This window comes from Enterobacter sp. 22452, assembly GCF_052045065.1.
Classification (GTDB): Bacteria; Pseudomonadota; Gammaproteobacteria; order Enterobacterales; family Enterobacteriaceae; genus Enterobacter; species Enterobacter mori.
Map to the genome: position 1 here is coordinate 556,248 of NZ_JBQEOB010000002.1, position 18,078 is coordinate 574,325.

At 53.9% G+C, this 18,078-nt stretch carries 18 protein-coding genes; 5 read left to right on the forward strand and 13 right to left on the reverse strand.

Annotated elements, in window-relative coordinates; all coding sequences use genetic code 11:
- Position 1 precedes the first annotated feature (1 nt).
- The 13 genes from pgmB to pspA form a co-directional block, all read right to left on the reverse strand.
- Complete coding sequence (pgmB, locus tag ACTJJA_RS07780; protein ID WP_440667256.1) at positions 2 to 679, reverse strand: beta-phosphoglucomutase; 678 nt, start codon at positions 677 to 679, stop codon at positions 2 to 4.
- A complete protein-coding gene (locus ACTJJA_RS07785; protein WP_440667258.1) occupies positions 669 to 2,951 on the reverse strand; it encodes a glycoside hydrolase family 65 protein in 2,283 nt (760 codons plus the stop codon). The genes pgmB and ACTJJA_RS07785 overlap by 11 nt, the downstream gene beginning before the upstream one ends.
- Entirely contained in the window at positions 2,945 to 4,003 is a 1,059-nt protein-coding gene (locus tag ACTJJA_RS07790; protein ID WP_440667260.1) for a Gfo/Idh/MocA family protein, read from the reverse strand. Before ACTJJA_RS07790 ends, ACTJJA_RS07785 begins: the two co-directional genes overlap by 7 nt.
- Before the next feature lie 5 nt (positions 4,004 to 4,008).
- The gene (locus tag ACTJJA_RS07795; protein ID WP_440667262.1) at positions 4,009 to 4,803 is read right to left on the reverse strand and encodes a sugar phosphate isomerase/epimerase family protein; all 795 of its coding nucleotides are present in this window, start codon (positions 4,801 to 4,803) and stop codon (positions 4,009 to 4,011) included.
- 17 nt (positions 4,804 to 4,820) lie between these two features.
- The gene (locus ACTJJA_RS07800; protein WP_440667264.1) at positions 4,821 to 5,873 is read right to left on the reverse strand and encodes a zinc-dependent alcohol dehydrogenase; all 1,053 of its coding nucleotides are present in this window, start codon (positions 5,871 to 5,873) and stop codon (positions 4,821 to 4,823) included.
- A 28-nt stretch (positions 5,874 to 5,901) separates the two neighbouring features.
- Positions 5,902 to 6,744, reverse strand: coding sequence for a carbohydrate ABC transporter permease (locus tag ACTJJA_RS07805; RefSeq protein ID WP_440667266.1), 843 nt, complete (start codon positions 6,742 to 6,744; stop codon positions 5,902 to 5,904).
- Positions 6,731 to 7,612 (reverse strand): carbohydrate ABC transporter permease, encoded by an 882-nt coding sequence (locus ACTJJA_RS07810; protein ID WP_089600651.1) that lies wholly within the window; start codon positions 7,610 to 7,612, stop codon positions 6,731 to 6,733. The genes ACTJJA_RS07805 and ACTJJA_RS07810 overlap by 14 nt, the downstream gene beginning before the upstream one ends.
- Before the next feature lie 21 nt (positions 7,613 to 7,633).
- Complete coding sequence (locus ACTJJA_RS07815) at positions 7,634 to 8,926, reverse strand: ABC transporter substrate-binding protein (RefSeq protein WP_440667269.1); 1,293 nt, start codon at positions 8,924 to 8,926, stop codon at positions 7,634 to 7,636.
- Positions 8,927 to 8,940: 14 nt separating this feature from the next.
- Complete coding sequence (locus ACTJJA_RS07820; RefSeq protein WP_440667271.1) at positions 8,941 to 10,638, reverse strand: sugar phosphorylase; 1,698 nt, start codon at positions 10,636 to 10,638, stop codon at positions 8,941 to 8,943.
- Between the two features lie 200 nt (positions 10,639 to 10,838).
- Positions 10,839 to 11,060, reverse strand: coding sequence for a phage shock protein PspD (pspD, locus tag ACTJJA_RS07825; RefSeq protein WP_010431696.1), 222 nt, complete (start codon positions 11,058 to 11,060; stop codon positions 10,839 to 10,841).
- Positions 11,061 to 11,072: 12 nt separating this feature from the next.
- Positions 11,073 to 11,432 (reverse strand): envelope stress response membrane protein PspC, encoded by a 360-nt coding sequence (gene pspC / locus ACTJJA_RS07830; RefSeq protein WP_089600645.1) that lies wholly within the window; start codon positions 11,430 to 11,432, stop codon positions 11,073 to 11,075.
- Positions 11,432 to 11,656: an envelope stress response membrane protein PspB gene (gene pspB / locus ACTJJA_RS07835; RefSeq protein WP_010431698.1), complete on the reverse strand. Its 225-nt coding sequence runs from the start codon at positions 11,654 to 11,656 to the stop codon at positions 11,432 to 11,434. Before pspB ends, pspC begins: the two co-directional genes overlap by 1 nt.
- 49 nt (positions 11,657 to 11,705) lie before the next feature.
- Complete coding sequence (gene pspA, locus ACTJJA_RS07840) at positions 11,706 to 12,374, reverse strand: phage shock protein PspA (RefSeq protein ID WP_010431699.1); 669 nt, start codon at positions 12,372 to 12,374, stop codon at positions 11,706 to 11,708.
- Between the two features lie 166 nt (positions 12,375 to 12,540).
- On the opposite strand from pspA, the gene pspF reads away from it, so the two are divergent.
- From pspF to sapD, 5 genes are all read left to right on the forward strand, one after another.
- Complete coding sequence (gene pspF / locus ACTJJA_RS07845; RefSeq protein ID WP_440667274.1) at positions 12,541 to 13,518, forward strand: phage shock protein operon transcriptional activator; 978 nt, start codon at positions 12,541 to 12,543, stop codon at positions 13,516 to 13,518.
- Positions 13,519 to 13,606: 88 nt separating this feature from the next.
- A complete protein-coding gene (sapA, locus tag ACTJJA_RS07850) occupies positions 13,607 to 15,247 on the forward strand; it encodes an ABC transporter substrate-binding protein SapA (RefSeq protein ID WP_440667276.1) in 1,641 nt (546 codons plus the stop codon).
- Complete coding sequence (gene sapB / locus ACTJJA_RS07855; RefSeq protein WP_440667278.1) at positions 15,244 to 16,209, forward strand: putrescine export ABC transporter permease SapB; 966 nt, start codon at positions 15,244 to 15,246, stop codon at positions 16,207 to 16,209. The genes sapA and sapB overlap by 4 nt, the downstream gene beginning before the upstream one ends.
- A complete protein-coding gene (gene sapC, locus ACTJJA_RS07860) occupies positions 16,196 to 17,086 on the forward strand; it encodes a putrescine export ABC transporter permease SapC (RefSeq protein ID WP_089600639.1) in 891 nt (296 codons plus the stop codon). Before sapB ends, sapC begins: the two co-directional genes overlap by 14 nt.
- A complete protein-coding gene (sapD, locus tag ACTJJA_RS07865; protein ID WP_440667281.1) occupies positions 17,086 to 18,078 on the forward strand; it encodes a putrescine export ABC transporter ATP-binding protein SapD in 993 nt (330 codons plus the stop codon). Before sapC ends, sapD begins: the two co-directional genes overlap by 1 nt.

Sequence of the window (18,078 nt, forward strand, 5' to 3'; positions counted from 1 at the left end):
ATTAATTCCTTATCAATGCCGTCCGGGACGCCCAGAAATCCGTCAGGCATTTCCAGGTCAGTTCCCGCGTTGAATGAAGTTGTAATCCCGCATGGTTCAGGCCAGGTCCAATCCCAACCGACAACATCCCTGCCGCATTGATCGCTTCAACACCCGCCGCCGCATCTTCGATACCGATGGCCTCTTCAGGGCGGACATTCAGCCCTGCGCAGGCAGCGAGGAAGATCTCCGGGTCAGGTTTTGAGCAGGTAATACGAGAAGCATCTGCGCAAAAATCAAAAGCCTTATGAATGCCCAACGCCTGTAATATGCCGGGGGCGTTGAGGGAAACGGAGGCCAGCCCAATTTTCATTTTCGCCGCGCGAATATCCGCCAGCACTTCGCGGATACCCGGAAGCAGCGAATCTTGCGTCAACGACGCCAGGGACTGGACATAGAGATCGTTTTTCTTCCCGGCAAGCGCGAGGCATTCCTTGTCGTCAAACGCCCCCTCTTTTCCACCGTGTCGCAGGATCCGCTGAAGGGAATCCATGCGGCTAATTCCCTTTAGCTGCTCGTTAAACACCTCGTCGATGGTGATACCAATCTCCTGTGCCACGCTACGCCAGGCCAGGAAATGCAGATGTGCGGTATCGGTGATCACGCCATCCAGATCAAATACAACTGCCTTAAGCGTCATAGCGCCCCTCCCTGGTAGCGGTCCCATTCATTGGCGTAAGAAAATCCGTACGTGCAAAGGCCTGAAGCCCCGAGACGTTAAGGGTTTTACCCCATAGCGTTAACGTGACAGGTGCAGAGGATTCAACGGTCAACGCATCATGTTCAAATGAGAAACGCATTTGCGCGTTTCGCCACCGCAGCGGGAAGCTCAGTTTTCGCCAGTGGGTAGGCAATTTCGGCGCGAGATGAAGTTCCCCTTCCACAATCTGCACCCCGGCAAAACCCTGAATAACGCCAGACCAGATGGCACCTGTCGCGGCGGCGTGAATACCGTCATCGCTGCTGTGGGGATCGTCACCCAGGTCGATAGCGACACCGTCACGCCATAAAACATATGCCCCTTCAGTGTCGCCGCAACGCGCCGTCACTATCCCGTGAATGGCCTTGCTCAGCGAAGAGTCATGTATGGTGCGTGGCTCGTAGAAAGCCAGGTTGGCAGCGCACTGTTGTGGTGTAAACCTTTCCGGCAGCAGGTAGTTGAGCATCACCACATCGGCCTGTTTGAGGATCTGCATCTCATTCACTTCAGCGCGAGAGTAATCAAGCAAAATGGTTTGTTTACCCGCTTTTGCTTTGTAGCGACTCAGATCGATAGCCGGTTTCGCCATGAAGGTATCATCCTGAGGAAGGACACCTTCGGCATTCGCCTCCGGGAGCCATAAACGCGTCAGAAAACGGGTGGCATTTGCCAGGAAAACGGCATCGTCACGACCAAACATCGACATAAACTGGCGTGCGCAGGCGACGTTATGCCAGGCCAGATAGTTGGTGTAAGCGTTGTTGTTGACGTGTTCGGTGTATTCATCCGGCCCGATCACATCATGGATTTCCAGACGACCGTTGGCTTCGACGGCACGCCCCATCCAGAACGTCGCCGTCTCGATCAGCAACGTCAAACCTTCATTGCGCATAAAGGCGTCATCCCGTGTCGCCTGCCAGTAAGCGACAACGGCCCACGCGATATCCGCCACAATGTGGTGTTCGGCCAGTGCAGAGGCCACTTTCTGACGTTTGCCCGTACGAATGTTGATTGCCGCAAATTCCGGCGTCTCTTCCTGACCGCTCGCGGCGCTTTCCCACGGGAACAGCGCGCCAGGCCAACCGTTACGACGCGCCTTTTCACGTGCTCCGGAGAGATTAAGCCAGCGATAGCGCAGCAGGTTGCGGGCAATCTGTGGACGGGTGAAAAGATGGAAAGGCAGCAAGAAAATTTCGGTATCCCAGAAGATGTGACCTTTATACCCTTCTCCGGTCAAACCTTTGGCGGCGATACTGCTTCGCTCGTCATGCGCTGGCGTCATGGTTGTCAGATGCCAGACGGCATAATCAAGCGCCATCTGATCCTGTTTGTCGGTGGATGTCACGTCAACCCGCGCGTCACGCCAGACGTTCTCCCAGGCACGCGCGGAGTTCTCCAGCAGCGATGCATACCCTTTTGTGGCACATACTTTTAGATCGGCCAGCGCATTGCGCGCATAGGTTTCCTGCGAGAGCGTTTTGTCCTTGCGGTGAGTGATCCACACCAGTTTTTCAAGTGTGACAGTGTCACCGGCAGGAAGCGTCAGCGAATGGTGTGCCATGACGCGGCGATTTTTCGCGCTAAAGCAGCTGTCGCTGCTGCCCGACGACAGACGGCAGCTTGTTGAGATTACCACCTCTGCAGCGCGATCCTGGGTTTCATAGACGCCCTGCAGATAATGCTGGTCAAAAACTCTGACAGAAACTTCATCCAGATGCTGTCTGCCGCTGTTGGTTTGGGTCGCATCAATGCCTGTTTTCAACACCACCTGGGATGCAGCATCCAGCGGCGTGATCGACAGTTGCATTGCCGCCAACGGCAGTTGATCGAGTGACACAAAGCGACGGCTATCCAGACGATAGCGCTTCCCATCGGGCGCGCGCCAGAGAACCGTGCGACGCAGTTCGCCGTTGGCAAAATCCAGCTCGCGCTGCCAGCTCAGGATATCCCCTGACAGGAGGGTAAAATTCACGCCATCCAGTTCAACTTCGATACCGGTGATATCCGGCAGGTTGATCAGTTCATTGGTCTCGTTCCGACCTGCGCGATGATACAGCCCCGCCAGATACATTCCTCTGGTTTGCTGGGTATAGTCTTCCTCATGCGCAGCGCGAATGCCCATATAGCCATTGCCGCAGGCCATAACAGAAGCGAATTTGTTCAGGCTATGTGGACAAAAGCCCGGATCGGTTAATACAGACACGTTCAGCATAACGTCACGCTTTCCCCTGTTTCTGCTGATTCATAGAGCGCGGCAACAAGCTGCTGGATAACCAGCCCCTGCTCCGCATCAGCAATCATGACCGGCTCTCCCTGCACGTGACGAACAAAGGCGTCCATACTGCGCAAATGGCGTTGGTCGTCAGCCTCTTCGCGCTGCGTGAGGGACTGTAATACCCCGGCCTCGTCAGTGTAAATGTGTGCCGGGAACAGCGTTGCCCCGGCCTTTTCACCGCAGAATGAGACATTCATGATCGACTGCTCGCGAATATTCAGGGCAAACGAGGTATCCAGACGCAGGATGCCGCCGTTGCAGAATTCAATTGTGCCGAACAGCGCATCTTCGACGGTAAACTGAGCCGGATCCCACTCACCAAACTGGCCACTGTTTTTCCTGTTTCCCAGTCGCTGGAAGCTGTGCGCCGTGACCCGTTTTACTGCCGGGAACCCCAGTACATACATCGCGGCATCCAGCATATGAATGCCGATATCGATCAACGGTCCGCCGCCCTGCAACGATTTGTTCGTAAAGACGCCCCAGCCCGGCACGCCACATCGACGCAGCGCCTGCGCCGTCGTGAAGTAGATCTCGCCCAGGACGCCATTCAACACGGCCTCACGCAGCAATTGCGTATCGCGTGCAAACCGGTGGTGAAAATCATACGCCAGCACTTTTCCCGCCTTACGGGCAGCGGTACGCATCTGTTCGGCCTGCTGTGGCGTCATGGCGGGCGGCTTTTCACACATGACATGGCATCCGGCGTCGAGCGCCGCCATAACATGTTCAAAGTGAAACCGGTTAGGTGAACAAACGCTCACCACATCCGGTCTGACCGTCTCCAGCATGGTTCGCGCATCCTGCCATGCAGACGGGATCCCATGACGTTCCGCAAACGCCTGTGCCTGTTCAGGGCGGCTGTCCATGACAGCCACCATCTGAACATCACTGCGCGTGGCGTAATACGAGGCATGAACTTTGTCCGCGACCTGGCCGGCGCCAATGATGGCGACGCGCAGAGGCGAAGGTGTTGAAGCACTCATCACGCATGTCATCCTTGGCATTCACGCAAATAGGTGAGCGAATCCTGATAAGCCTGCGCAGGATTGTCAGCACGAACACGACACTCATAGACCACGTAACCCTGATAATCGTCAGCGCGCAGCCGATCGAACAGGCTGGCAAAATCGAGGCTGCCGCTGCCCGGCTGGTAGCGGTGGTTATCTGCAATGTGCACATGCCCCAGCAGATCGCGGTTGTGGTGCAGCGCATCCGTTAGCGAGTCTTCTTCAATGTTCATATGATAGAAATCACCGATGATCTGCACGTGTTTGAGCGCATTCTCTTCGATGTAACGACGCGCATCCGCCAGGGTGTTGATCATATGGTCCTGATAGCGGTTCAGCGGCTCCAGGTATACCGTTGTCCCGGTGCGTGCTGCCACTTCATCCAGCCAGCGCAGGGAGGCGCTGACTGCTTTGCGGTCACCGTCCAGGCTGCGTGGAGAGGTCATTGGCGGCAGGCGGAAGGTAAACATGCCCCAGGCGGCAGGGACGATAATCCCCTTGCCGCCCACCTCTGCCAGCGCCTCCAGGATACGTTCAATCTGCTGTAAACCGTTAAGACGGCGTTCCTCTATAAAGTCACCGATCCAGCCGTCGTATCCGCCGCAGGCCGTCGTCACCGGCAGGCCAGTCGCGTTGATAGCCGCTTTCACTTCATCAAGATTTTCTACCAGAAGTCGGCCATCGATTTCGTAGCCATCAAAACCCATCGCTTTGATGTACTCGAATTTTTCCATGATGTTGGTCGGGAAAAAGGCCTGGTTTTGTGTTGCGATCTTCATTGCTTGCTCTCCTTAGCTTAAAAAGTGACGCCCATTTTGATGCTCAGTTCAGGGTGCTGGTCGACATATTTCATGTAGCTCTCGGGGCTGGTGGTGAAAGTGACAACCGGGTCGATCAGATCCTCGCAATTGAGATAACCGTTCATCAGCAATTCCCAGCAGGTTTCTTCAATGCGCTTGCGGCTCCAGCGCGGGTAATCCGGGTTGGGTTCGCTGCAGGCACGGGAGAAGACAATTTTCGCATTGTTGAAATGCGCTTCGCGGCCGAGGTTGAATCCTGCTGCAAAGGGTTTGGCGAACGCCACGTAGGAGAGGGTTCCGCCGTAAGCGAGACCGCGCAGAGCAGATTGCAGCGCATCGGCAAAACCACTGGTTTCGATGATCACATCTGCACCCTGCTTACCGGTCAGTTTTTTAATTTCAAGACCGACATCAGTACCGATTGGGTTCAGGTAGTGGTCCGCGCCATGACGGCGAGCAATCTCACAGCGATGTTCAATAGGATCGACACCGATGACCACTGACGCGCCCGCTTTCTTCGCCAGCTGAATCGCGATCTGACCAATCGCCCCCAGCCCGACAACAACCACAAAATCACCTACACGGACATTGGCATCACGCACGCCGCTCATGGCGAATTGCGCCGGATCGTAGCAAACGGCATTTTTCCAGGACGAACCCTTCGGCATTTTGCGCAGCTTGTAGTTGTTGACCGCGTTAACAATGACCGTTTCCTGCAATGGACCGTAGCAGCAGACGCTGTCGCCGATCTGGTATTCCGTCACGTCAGCACCGCATTCGATAATCTCGCCGACGATCATGTTCCCCAGCTGGAATTTACCGAACTCAATACCGCGGGCCGCGCCCTCCTCACGTGGCGTGAACATCTGCCACTCGGCGTTGAACTCTTCATCGATAAACGGGCTTGCCGCGCGGAAATCCACCACTTCTGTACCGTGCTTCGGGGCACCAAAGCGGGCACGAATTTTCACTTCGTGAACGGCAACAGGACGATCTTCATATTCCACCAACGCCGCCACACGAGGCGCTGTCGCAACTAACTTTTTCATGACTTACTCCTTGTTAAAATTGGCCGCCTCAGCCCTTCACGCCACCGGCGGTCAAACCACTTTTAATAAAACGTTCAGACAGCGCGTACATGATGACCACAGGCAGTGCCGTCACCAGCGATGCCGCCATCATGCGACCCCAGATGTAATCTGGCGTGCTAAAGAGCGTGTTCAGCCCTACCGGCAGGGTGAAATTGCTGGCGCTGGACAGGAAAATGGAGGCAAACAGATAGTCGTTCCACGCCACCATGAAGCAGTAGACAAACACCGACACCAGACCAGAAATCGCCAGCGGCACGGTGATGCGGAAGATGATTTGCAGCCGGTTAAGACCGTCCATCATCGCGGCTTCTTCTATCTCATCCGGAATGGTGTCGAAGTAACTGCGCAGCATGAATACCGCCGTCGGCAGCGTCTGGGTCACCATGGTGATAATCAGCGCCAGTTCGGTATCGTAGATCCCGAGTGCAGTGATGATTTTGAACAGCGGCACCACCAATAAAATTCCGGAGAACATGTAGACGGTGTAAAAACTCGCATTTATCGTCGTGCGCCCTTTAAAACGCAGTTTGGACAAGGCGTAGGCACCTAATGTACCGAGAAACACCGCAATCACTGATGCAGTCAGCGACACCACCATGCTGTTGCGGAAGTAATCCACAAACGGGAAAATCAGTGGGTTAAAGATGTCGACGTAATGCTGTAACGTCCACTCCTGCGGCAGAATCGTCGGATGCAGCGAGATCGCCTCTTTGGCGATTTTAAACGACGTCATCAGCATCACGAAGAACGGGAACAGCGTGATGATGAGGAACATCGCCAGCCCCAGATAAAAACCGATACGGCCCAGCACGCGTTTATTTGTTGCCATTGAGGTTTACCCTTTTTCTGGTCAGCAGAATGACGGCGAAGATGATCACGAACAGCACCACGGAGATAGCGGCGGCTTTACCCAGATCGTTGAAGGCAAAGGCCGTTTTATAGAGATAGACGCCCAAAATATCGACCTTCGTTGTCAGCAGATAGACATCCGCAAACATGTAGAACATCCAGATGGTTCGCAGCGTAACCACCGTTGCCAGAACCGGCATGATCGCGGGCAGCGTGACAATGCGAAAACGCTGCCAGGCATTCGCGCCATCCATTTCAGCCGCTTCATATAACGACTTATCAATGGTCTGCAAAATGGCCAGAAACGAGATGAACGCATAGGGGAAATAGCGCCAGATGGCAAACAGCACCACCAGCACAAAACTGCTGCCGGGGTTGTCAAACCACAGCGGTGCCTGGTCATACAGATGCAGCAGGTCAACGCCCAGATAGTTCACAATGCCGTAGCCGTTGTTGAACATGTACTTCCAGGCAAACACCAGCGAAATTGACGGTGTAACGTAGGATAAAATCACCAGTGAACGGGCCGTTTTGCGCAGGCGAAATTCACGGTTAAAGAAGATGGCGACGGCCAGCCCAAGGCCCGTACTGCCCATAACGACCAGCGCGGTGTACCAGAACGTCATCCACAGCGAGTGCCAGAACGCAGCATCGCTCAGAATACGGATGTAGTTATCCAGCCCAACAAACACGGCATCGATGCGCGGGTTGAGCGGCAAGCGTAAGAAACTGATTTCAATGTTGGAAATCATCGGCCAGGCCACCAGGCCCCCCAGCAAAATCAGGCTGGGGGCCAACAGCAGCATGGCGAAAGGCATATCTGAACGACCAGAAAACAACGTCTTCATAATTCCCTTCGCAAAGCGCTCCTATCGTTGTGAAATCAGGTCAGTCAGTCGCTTCTGGCTGTTGCTTAACGTTGCACTGAGATCTTGTTGACCTACCGTGACGTTATGCACCATAGAACTGATAATGCCGGAACCCGTGACATCGCCCATGCGGGTGAAGTTTTTATCACCCACGGCACCAAACACCTGCACGTTCGGGAACTGGGCGATCAGCTCGTAAGGCAGTTGCCCAAACGCTTTAATCACATCGTTGTTTTTCCAGGTTTCAGTGCCCACAACCCGTTTGTTCACGGGCAACGCTGCACCAGGCGACATCATGACCCAGTCTGTTGCGTTCTGAGCCTGCTCCATCCAGGTGACAAATTTCTCTGCCGCTTTAGTTTCCTCTTCGGTTTGGCCTGTGGTGATCGTCAGTGATGTGATCATGCCGTAGACCGCAGAGGATTTTTCAGTCGGGACCACAAAGCCCAGGTTCGCGGGATTGCCGTCTTTGAAGACCGCCGGAAGGATGTAGGTGGAATAAACGGCCATCGGCGCGGAGCCGTTCATAAAGGCGTCTTTGATCTCCATGACATCGTTTGACCCAGGCATGGTGGTTGCCGCCAGCGCTTTATAAAAGGCCAGCGCTTTCGTCATCTCTGGCGTATCAATCTCCACGTCGCCTTTCGCATCAAAGACGTTTGCGCCACCCGAAAGGGCGAACTGGGAGAATGCCTGTTCCGTCATCACACTTTCTGCCGTTGGCAACGCAATGCCGTAGTGTTTCTTGCCCGGATCGTTGAGTTTCTGACTGGCTTGCAGCAACTGCTCCCAGTTATGCGGCTCTTCAATGCCCGCAGACGCCAGGATGTCTTTGTGGTACCAGACGCCGGACAGCCAGGCACTGACAGGAACGCCGGTCCACGCTGTGCCGTCTTCAGTACGAACCACGCGAAGAATGCCGTCGTAGAAGGTGTCTTCACCGACGGCTTTAATCGCTTCACCGATCGCGTCCCGATCCAGCAACTGCTCTTTGTCCATCACCTTTGCGTAGTCATGGCTGACTTCGATCACTTCCGGCAATGCGCCGGTACGGGCCAGAGTGATGACCTTAGTGTTGTAGGCATCCTCTTCCACCGGTACCTGTTTCACCGTGATGGTTGGGTTTTCCTTCTCGAATTTCTCAATCAGTTTCGTAATGACGGCCTGACGTTCCTGCTCCACCGACGAATGCATAAATTCAATGGTGACGTTCGATGGCTTGTCGTCCTTACATCCTGATATCAGGGCGCACGAAACCAGTGCTGACAGCAGCACAATTTTGGTCATCTTCATTTTTGAGGTCCTTTTTAGTTTTCTTTAATCCACATCACCTGCCATGGATTAAGGGTCAGAGTCGTACCGCTAATATTCTGTTTCGCAATCAGCTCCGTACCGGATATCCCTTCAGAATTCACGGTCTGAATATGTTGGCTAAAGTTAAATAATGCCGTTATTCGCTCACCCTTTTCGGTCACGCGAATAATTTTTAGAATATGTTTACCGGATGTTTCGAAAAGTGCGTGACTGTCTGGATGAAATACCTGCTCCGCTCTGCGAATCGCAATCAATTCGCTTAGTTGTTTAAATATTTTATGGCGGATGCCTGTTTTGTTTGAGAGTTCTGAATCAATCTCACTGGCAATGTATTTCTTGCGGTTGATTGCGCGATTATATCCTAGTCGCTCAACGCCTTCATAATCATTACGTGAGCCCAGCGCACTCTGAATATAAATGGCAGGCACGCCAGGGAAACTCAATAAGACCGCATGCGCCAGAATAAAACGTGCAATACGTTCGTTATCAGTTGCATTTTTCGGGCTTAATGCATCCAGGTAGGTAACATTAATTTCATAAGGACTTCGCGTGCCGTCAGGGTTATTTTTCCAGTTGACCAGAGCCCCTTCCTGCTGAAGTTTTTCCACCAGCGAAAGGATGTCGGATTCAGGTAAAATCCCGCGTAACGGATTCAGGCCGATACCATCATGCGAAGCTAAAAAATTAAACCAGGTGGTTTTCGTGGATGGGAGTTCCAGCGATGAGGCCCACTGGCTCAGGGTGCGGACATCCTGACGATGGATGGCATGCAACACCAGCGGTGGTAAAGAGAACTGATACACCATCTGCGCTTCATTTTCGCCGTTGCCGAAATAAGAGATGTTGTCTTTATGCGGAACGTTTGTTTCGGTGATGATGACCGTTCCCGGTGCCACAGCCTCGGTAATCGCGCGGAATAGCTGGATGAGCTGGTGGGTTTGTTCCAGATGGATGCAGTGTGTCCCGGGGATTTTCCACATAAAACCCACGGCATCGAGACGGATGTAATTCGCCCCTTCCATCAGGTAATGAAGCAGTACATCCACCATGGCAATTAACACGTCCGGCGAAGCAAAGTTCAGATCGATCTGGTCTTCGCTAAAGGTGGTCCACAGGTGGCGGACGCTGCCGTCATGAAGCGTAAAAGGCGTCAGAAGCGGTAACGCTCGCGGGCGCGTCACGGCGGATAAGTCTGTTTGCGGATCGACAGAAATAAAGAAATCTTCATAGCCAGGCGTTTGCTGTAGATAGTTTGCAAACCATTGGCTTTTTGCCGACATATGATTGCACACGTAATCAAACATCAGGCTGGCGGACTGTTTTAATTCAGCAATATCTCTCCAGGTTCCGGTTTCTGGTGCCACTTCATGATAATCGATAACAGAAAAACCATCGTCAGAGGACCACGGATAAAAAGGCAGAAGATGGACATGAGAAAAGGAATGAGAAAGCCACTTATTATAAAAACGGGTAAACACAGGCAGCGCGTTCTCCCCTGCTGCCGAAAACTGATCGGCATAGGTAATGAGGACGACATCTTTTTCATCCCAGCCAGATTTACGTTTTTCCGTAATAAGAGAAGCGGCATTACCGATTTTTTCCAATAACACCTTGCGGTGTGTATCAGTAAAGGTTTCCCCGTAAATAAGATCAATGAGTTTATTAATTTTTGCGTTCACTTTGTTTTCCATGGTAGCGGTCCCACGGATCGCAATCTACTCCCATGAAAAATATCTGTCAACGGACCAGGAAGCATAAAATGGCCCTGACAAAGCAGCGCAGAGCAGTAATGTGAGCTACAGCAAAGAAAGAATAAAAAGACAGAGGTGCCAGGCAGAAACGCCGCTAGCCCTTCTCTCGGGTGAGAAAGGGCTAACGCAATCAGGAAGGGTCAGGAAAAGTATCGACGAGAAACGCGTTTTGCCAGTTTCTGCAGCATCGGTTCCAGCGCCACGGCAAGCAGCATTCTGACCGGTTTACGGGCAACAGATTTTATCGCCCAGCCCGCCACACCGGCCGGACCGTAACGCAACGCTGTCAGCAGGACCAGTTTACCTGCGATTTTCAGGCCGGGTTTTACCTTCTGACCGGCCTGTTGCCAGTTTTGTTTCATTAATGTTCTCTCTTAAAGCTGACGAAAACGGCTTCTCAGCGTAAAGGTATCAGAGGTGATATAGCGCTCCATTTCCCGCAGCCGCTTCTCCCCTTCAGCCAGTTGATCATCAACGGCGTTGAGCAGATCGCTGCTGGTCGGTGCGCCTTCCGCCGCCAGTTCACCGTCAGGCATGGGGTCGAGCACAAACGACAGCACGATATAGGCCACCAGAGTAATAAAAGCCAGACCAAAGAAAATCGATAATACCGTCACCACACGCACCAGTTTCACCGGTACATCGAGATAATGGGCCAATCCAGCACAAACGCCGCGTACCATGCCCTGCTGCGGGATGCGCCACAATTTTTTGTTCAGGTTCAGTCCAGACATTAACGCTCCCTCCAGTTCGGATGTTCTGCATCCAGGATCGCTTCCAGCGCCTGAATGCGATCGCGCATCTTATTCGCCTGATCGGTAAGCTGCACAAGGCGTTGTTGCTCACTCTGAGAAAGCTCTCCACGCGAAGAACGGTTACTGTAGTGCAGCCATAACCAAATCGGCAGAACGAACAGCACGAAAATGGTCAGGGGAATTGCCAGAAAAAGCGCGCTCATGTGTACTCCTTGTTTTATGATGCGGCACGCTCAGGTGCCGCACGAATTATTACTGGTTGTCTTGCTTCATTTTGGCTTTCAACGCCGCCAGCTGCTCGCTGATTTCGTCGTCGGCTTTCAAATCGGCAAACTGCTGATCCAGCGTTTTTTGCTTACCGATACTGTGACTTTCCGCTTCCGCTTCCATGTGGTCGATACGGCGTTCGAAAGATTCGAAACGGGCCATCGCTTCGTCCAGCTTACCGCTGTCCAGCTGACGGCGAACGTCACGGGAAGAGCTTGCCGCCTGGTGGCGAAGCGTCAGCGCCTGCTGACGAGCGCGGGTTTCGCTGAGTTTATTCTCAAGCTCGCCGATCTCTTTCTTCATACGAGAGAGCGTGTCATCAACCAGCGTCACTTCGTGTTCAAGCGCGGTTACAACATCTGACAACTTCTGTTTTTCAATCAGCGCGGCACGAGCGAGGTCTTCTTTATCTTTACGTAACGCCAGTTCGGCTTTTTCCTGCCATTCGTTGAGCTGGGTGGTCGCCTGCTCAATGCGACGCGTGAGCTGCTTTTTCTCAGCCAGCGCACGAGCGGAGGTGGAACGCACTTCAACCAGCGTGTCTTCCATTTCCTGAATCATCAGACGCACCAGCTTCTGCGGATCTTCCGCTTTCTCAAGCAGTGAGTTGATGTTGGCGTTCACGATGTCGGCAAAACGAGAAAAAATACCCATAATCAAATCCTCTTATTTCTGTTATCGGGCGATGCCCTGCTACAGAGATAATACAAATCCCATGCCAACTTTTTACCTTATTGATATTATTAGATGTGATTGATATTTGCACATTATGGCACTATCCTCACCTGGTGAATATCACTAAGGAGTGGTTAATTTCATCATGACCGGATACAAAGATAACTTACTGGGTGAAGCGAACAGTTTTCTTGAAGTTCTTGAGCAGGTTTCGCGCCTGGCGCCTCTCAATAAACCAGTGCTAATTATCGGCGAGCGCGGTACGGGTAAGGAACTGATAGCCAACCGTCTCCACTATTTATCCGGGCGCTGGGATGGGCCATTTATTTCCCTTAACTGCGCGGCGTTGAATGAGAATCTGCTCGACACTGAACTGTTTGGTCATGAAGCGGGTGCGTTTACCGGTGCACAAAAACGCCATCCCGGACGGTTCGAGCGTGCAGATGGCGGCACACTGTTCCTCGATGAACTGGCGACAGCCCCAATGCTGGTTCAGGAAAAGCTGCTGCGCGTCATTGAATATGGCGAGCTGGAGCGCGTCGGCGGAAGCCAGCCGCTGCAGGTTAACGTGCGTCTGGTCTGCGCGACCAACGCCAATCTGCCGGAAATGGTGGCGGAAGATACATTTCGCGCAGACCTGCTCGACAGGCTGGCGTTTGACGTCGTACAACTGCCGCCGCTGCGTGAAAGGCGCAGCGACATCATGCTGCTGGCAGAGCAGTTTGCCATCCAGATGTGCCGTGAGCTGGGTCTGCCTCTTTTCCCCGGCTTCAGCGATTACGCCACAGAAACCCTGCTCGGCTACCCGTGGCCGGGGAATGTTCGTGAACTGAAAAACGTGGTAGAGCGTTCGGTTTATCGCCACGGCAGCAGCGAAACCGAACTGGACAACATTATACTCGACCCGTTTAAGCGCAACGCTCAGCCCGCTGTTGTGCCTGTCGATAACACTGACGTGCCGTCTCTGCCGCTCGATTTGCGTCAATTTCAGCATAAGCAGGAACAGCAGTTACTGGAACAGAGCCTCCAGCAGGCGAAATATAACCAGAAACAGGCGGCTGATTTGCTGGGTCTGACCTACCATCAATTAAGGGCATTGCTCAAAAAGCATCAAATGCGCTGACATTATCAGCACTTATCTGCAGACATTTTTACGAAGCAGGTGTAAGTGCGATACACTTTGCAGATCGAACCTAAAAACCTTAAAAATTATGCGTCTGGTTTTATCGTCCTTGTTGGCACTCGGTCTGTTCAGCAACCTGGCTGTTGCTGCGCCTGAGCGATCTGCGCTCCCTGATATTCGCGATAGCGGATTTGTCTATTGCGTCAGCGGGCAAGTTGATACCTTTAACCCGCAAAAAGCGGGTAGCGGCCTGATTGTCGATACGCTGGCCGCACAGCTTTACGACCGTCTGCTTGATGTTGATCCCTATACCTACCGCCTGGTGCCAGAGCTTGCTGAGAGCTGGGAAGTGCTGGATAACGGCGCAACCTACCGTTTCCATCTCCGCGATGATGTCGACTTCCAGCGCACGCCATGGTTTACCCCCACCCGCAAACTGAACGCGGATGACGTGGTGTTTACCTTCCAGCGCATCTTTGACCGTAACCATCCGTGGCATAACGTTAACGGCGGAAACTTCCCCTATTTCGACAGTCTGCAGTTTGCCGATACCGTCAAAAGCGTGCGCAAGCTGGATAACCGGACGGTGGAGTTCCGGCTGGTTCGCCCGGATGCCTCTTTCCTCTGGCATCTGGCAACACACTATGCGTCAGTGATGTCGGCAGAATACGCGGCTACGTTGACGAAAAAAGATCGCCAGGAACTGCTCGACCGCCAGCCTGTCGGCACGGGCCCGTTCCAGCTGGCAGAGTATCGTGCCGGGCAGTTTATTCGCCTGCAGCGTCACGAACATTTCTGGCGCGGCACGCCGCTGATGCCCCAGGTGGTTGTCGATCTGGGCTCTGGCGGTACAGGACGTCTTTCGAAGCTGTTAACCGGTGAGTGCGATGTGCTTGCCTGGCCAGCAGCCAGCCAGCTGACCATTCTGCGTGACGATCCGCGTCTGCGCCTGACATTGCGTCCGGGGATGAATATTGCCTATCTGGCGTTCAACACCGACAAACCGCCGCTGAACAATCCTGCCGTTCGCCACGCGCTGGCGTTAGCGATCAATAACCAGCGTCTGATGCAGTCGATTTACTACGGTACCGCAGAAACGGCGGCTTCTATTTTACCGAGAGCCTCCTGGGCCTACGACGGCGAAGCTAAAATTACGGAATACAATCCGGCGAAAGCGCGCGAACAGCTCAAGGCTCTGGGAGCGGAAAACCTGACGCTGCAACTCTGGGTGCCGACCAGTTCACAGGCGTGGAACCCAAGCCCGCTGAAAACAGCGGAACTGTTGCAGGCCGATATGGCGCAGGTGGGCGTTAAAGTGATCATCGTCCCTGTCGAAGGTCGTTTCCAGGAGGCTCGCCTGATGGATATGAACCATGATTTGACGCTGGCGGGCTGGTCTACCGACAGTAACGACCCGGACAGCTTCTTCCGCCCGTTGCTCAGCTGCGCCGCGATTAACTCACAGACCAACTACGCGCACTGGTGTCATCGGGAATTTGATGCCGTGTTACAAAAAGCGCTCGCCTCACAACAGCTTGCGTCGCGTATAGAAGCCTACGACGAAGCTCAGGATATTCTGGCTCGGGAACTCCCGGTGCTCCCGCTGGCCTCATCCCTGCGTTTGCAGGCCTATCGGTACGATATTAAAGGGCTGGTACTGAGTCCGTTTGGCAACGCCTCCTTCGCAGGGGTCACTCGTGAAAAAGAGCAAGAGGTGAAGAAACCATGATCATATTTACCTTGCGCCGTCTGCTGTTGCTGTTGGTTACGCTGTTCTTTTTGACCTTCGTGGGCTTTAGCCTGAGCTATTTCACACCCCACGCCCCGCTTCAGGGATCGTCACTGTGGGATGCGTGGCTGTTCTGGTTTAACGGCGTACTGCATTGGGACTTCGGGGTTTCCAGCATTAACGGACAGCTGATTTCAGAACAGTTGAAAGAGGTTTTCCCGGCGACCATGGAACTGTGCATCCTGGCTTTTGGCTTTGCTTTGCTGGTGGGCATTCCCGTGGGGATGCTGGCGGGCATTTATCGCAATAAATGGCAGGATAAATTTATCAGCGCCATTGCCCTGCTCGGCTTCTCAATCCCGGTATTTTGGCTGGCGCTGCTGCTCACCCTCTTCTTCTCTCTGACACTGGGCTGGCTGCCGGTTTCCGGGCGATTCGATCTGCTTTATACGGTTAAAACGGTGAGCGGTTTTGCCATCATCGATGCATGGCTTTCGGATTCGGTCTGGCGCGATGAGATGATCATGAGTGCGCTGCGTCATATGGTGCTGCCGGTTCTGACTTTAGCCGTTGCGCCTACCACCGAAGTGATCCGCCTTATGCGCATCAGCACCATTGAGGTGTTCGATCAAAACTACGTCAAAGCTGCCGCCACGCGCGGGCTGTCGCGTCTGACTATTCTGCGTCGCCATGTGTTGCACAATGCGCTGCCGCCGGTTATTCCCCGCCTGGGATTACAATTCTCTACCATGCTCACGCTGGCGATGATCACGGAGATGGTCTTTAGCTGGCCGGGTCTGGGGCGCTGGATGATCAACGCCATTCGCCAGCAGGATTACGCAGCGATCTCCGCCGGTGTGATGGTGATTGGCTCCCTGGTGATTATTGTGAACGTTCTTTCCGATATTTTGGGTGCCATGGCCAACCCTCTGAAGCATAAGGAATGGTATGCCTTACGATAGCGTATACAGTGAAAAGCGCACGCCCGGTGCGCTACGTACCGTGTGGCGTAAATTCTATGGTGACACCACGGCTATGATTGGCCTTTACGGCTGCGCTGGCCTGGCCTTGCTGTGCGTGTTGGGTTCGTGGTTTGCACCCTATGGCATCGATCAGCAGTTTCTTGGCTATCAACTTTTGCCGCCTTCGTGGTCACGCTATGGTGAAGTCTCCTTCTTCCTCGGGACTGACGATCTTGGGCGTGACGTGTTAAGCCGTCTTCTGAGCGGCGCGGCCCCAACGGTGGGCGGTGCGTTTGTGGTTACGCTGGCGGCCACGATCTGCGGCCTGGCGCTGGGCATTTTTGCTGGCTCTACTCACGGCCTGCGTTCGGCGGTACTGAACCACATTCTGGATACCCTGCTCTCTATTCCGTCTTTGCTGCTTGCCATTATCGTCGTGGCGTTCGCTGGGCCACATCTGTCACACGCGATGTTTGCCGTCTGGCTGGCAATCCTTCCGCGCCTGGTTCGCTCGGTATACAGCCTGGTGCATGATGAACTGGAAAAAGAGTACGTTGTCGCGGCCCGTCTGGACGGCGCGACAACGTTTAATATTTTGTGGTTTGCCGTATTGCCGAACATTGCTGCCGGACTGGTCACAGAGATCACCCGCGCCCTGTCGATGGCCATCCTGGACATCGCCGCGCTGGGTTTCCTCGATCTGGGGGCGCAACTGCCCTCCCCTGAATGGGGTGCAATGCTCGGTGATGCCCTGGAGCTTATCTATGTCGCACCGTGGACCGTCATGCTGCCAGGGGCGGCCATTATGGTGAGCGTACTGCTGGTCAACCTGCTGGGCGACGGCATTCGCCGTGCGATTAATGCGGGGGTGGAATAATGCCGTTACTTGATATCCGCAACCTGACAATCGAATTCAAGACCGGTGAAGGCTGGGTGAAGGCAGTGGACCGCATCAGCATCACGCTTGCTGAAGGCGAAATCCGCGGGCTGGTTGGAGAGTCTGGCTCCGGTAAGAGCTTGATCGCCAAAGCCATCTGCGGCGTGGCGAAGGACAACTGGCGCGTCACCGCTGACCGCATGCGCTTTGATGATATCGACCTGCTGCGCCTCTCCCCTCGGGAACGCCGCAAGCTGGTGGGTCATAACGTGTCGATGATTTTCCAGGAGCCGCAATCCTGTCTCGACCCGTCCGAGCGCGTGGGTAAACAGCTGATGCAGAACATCCCCGGCTGGACCTATAAAGGACGCTGGTGGCAGCGTTTTGGCTGGCGCAAGCGCCGTGCCATTGAGCTACTGCACCGTGTCGGGATTAAAGATCACAAAGACGCGATGCGCAGCTTCCCTTACGAACTGACCGACGGCGAATGTCAAAAAGTGATGATTGCCATCGCGCTGGCAAACCAGCCGCGCCTGCTGATTGCCGATGAACCCACAAACGCGATGGAGCCCACCACGCAGGCGCAAATTTTCCGCCTGCTGACGCGTCTTAATCAGAACAATAACACCACCATTTTGCTGATCAGCCATGACCTGCAGATGCTGAGCAAATGGGCGGATAAAATTGACGTGATGTATTGCGGTCAGACGGTCGAAACTGCCGTCAGTGAAGATCTGGTGAATACACCGCATCATCCCTACACCCAGGCACTGATCCGCGCGATACCGGATTTCGGTAGCGCGATGCCGCATAAAAGCCGTCTGAATACCTTGTCGGGTGCCATTCCCCTGCTGGAGTCGTTGCCTATTGGCTGCCGTCTGGGACCACGTTGTCCCTACGCTCAGCGTAAATGCATTGAGACGCCACGTCTCACAGGGGCGAAAAGCCATCTGTACGCCTGTCATTTCCCGCTGAACATGGAGAGAGAGTGA

Bases quoted from the DNA above. Each gene is read 5' to 3' on its own strand.
- pgmB (WP_440667256.1), bottom strand. From the start codon at position 679: ATGACGCTTAAGGCAGTTGTATTTGATCTGGATGGCGTGATCACCGAT.
- ACTJJA_RS07785 (WP_440667258.1), bottom strand. From the start codon at position 2,951: ATGCTGAACGTGTCTGTATTAACCGATCCGGGCTTTTGTCCACATAGC.
- ACTJJA_RS07795 (WP_440667262.1), bottom strand. From the start codon at position 4,803: ATGAAGATCGCAACACAAAACCAGGCCTTTTTCCCGACCAACATCATG.
- ACTJJA_RS07800 (WP_440667264.1), bottom strand. From the start codon at position 5,873: ATGAAAAAGTTAGTTGCGACAGCGCCTCGTGTGGCGGCGTTGGTGGAA.
- ACTJJA_RS07805 (WP_440667266.1), bottom strand. From the start codon at position 6,744: ATGGCAACAAATAAACGCGTGCTGGGCCGTATCGGTTTTTATCTGGGG.
- ACTJJA_RS07810 (WP_089600651.1), bottom strand. From the start codon at position 7,612: ATGAAGACGTTGTTTTCTGGTCGTTCAGATATGCCTTTCGCCATGCTG.
- ACTJJA_RS07815 (WP_440667269.1), bottom strand. From the start codon at position 8,926: ATGAAGATGACCAAAATTGTGCTGCTGTCAGCACTGGTTTCGTGCGCC.
- ACTJJA_RS07820 (WP_440667271.1), bottom strand. From the start codon at position 10,638: ATGGAAAACAAAGTGAACGCAAAAATTAATAAACTCATTGATCTTATT.
- pspD (WP_010431696.1), bottom strand. From the start codon at position 11,060: ATGAAACAAAACTGGCAACAGGCCGGTCAGAAGGTAAAACCCGGCCTG.
- pspC (WP_089600645.1), bottom strand. From the start codon at position 11,432: ATGTCTGGACTGAACCTGAACAAAAAATTGTGGCGCATCCCGCAGCAG.
- pspB (WP_010431698.1), bottom strand. From the start codon at position 11,656: ATGAGCGCGCTTTTTCTGGCAATTCCCCTGACCATTTTCGTGCTGTTC.
- pspA (WP_010431699.1), bottom strand. From the start codon at position 12,374: ATGGGTATTTTTTCTCGTTTTGCCGACATCGTGAACGCCAACATCAAC.
- pspF (WP_440667274.1), top strand. From the start codon at position 12,541: ATGACCGGATACAAAGATAACTTACTGGGTGAAGCGAACAGTTTTCTT.
- sapA (WP_440667276.1), top strand. From the start codon at position 13,607: ATGCGTCTGGTTTTATCGTCCTTGTTGGCACTCGGTCTGTTCAGCAAC.
- sapB (WP_440667278.1), top strand. From the start codon at position 15,244: ATGATCATATTTACCTTGCGCCGTCTGCTGTTGCTGTTGGTTACGCTG.
- sapC (WP_089600639.1), top strand. From the start codon at position 16,196: ATGCCTTACGATAGCGTATACAGTGAAAAGCGCACGCCCGGTGCGCTA.
- sapD (WP_440667281.1), top strand. From the start codon at position 17,086: ATGCCGTTACTTGATATCCGCAACCTGACAATCGAATTCAAGACCGGT.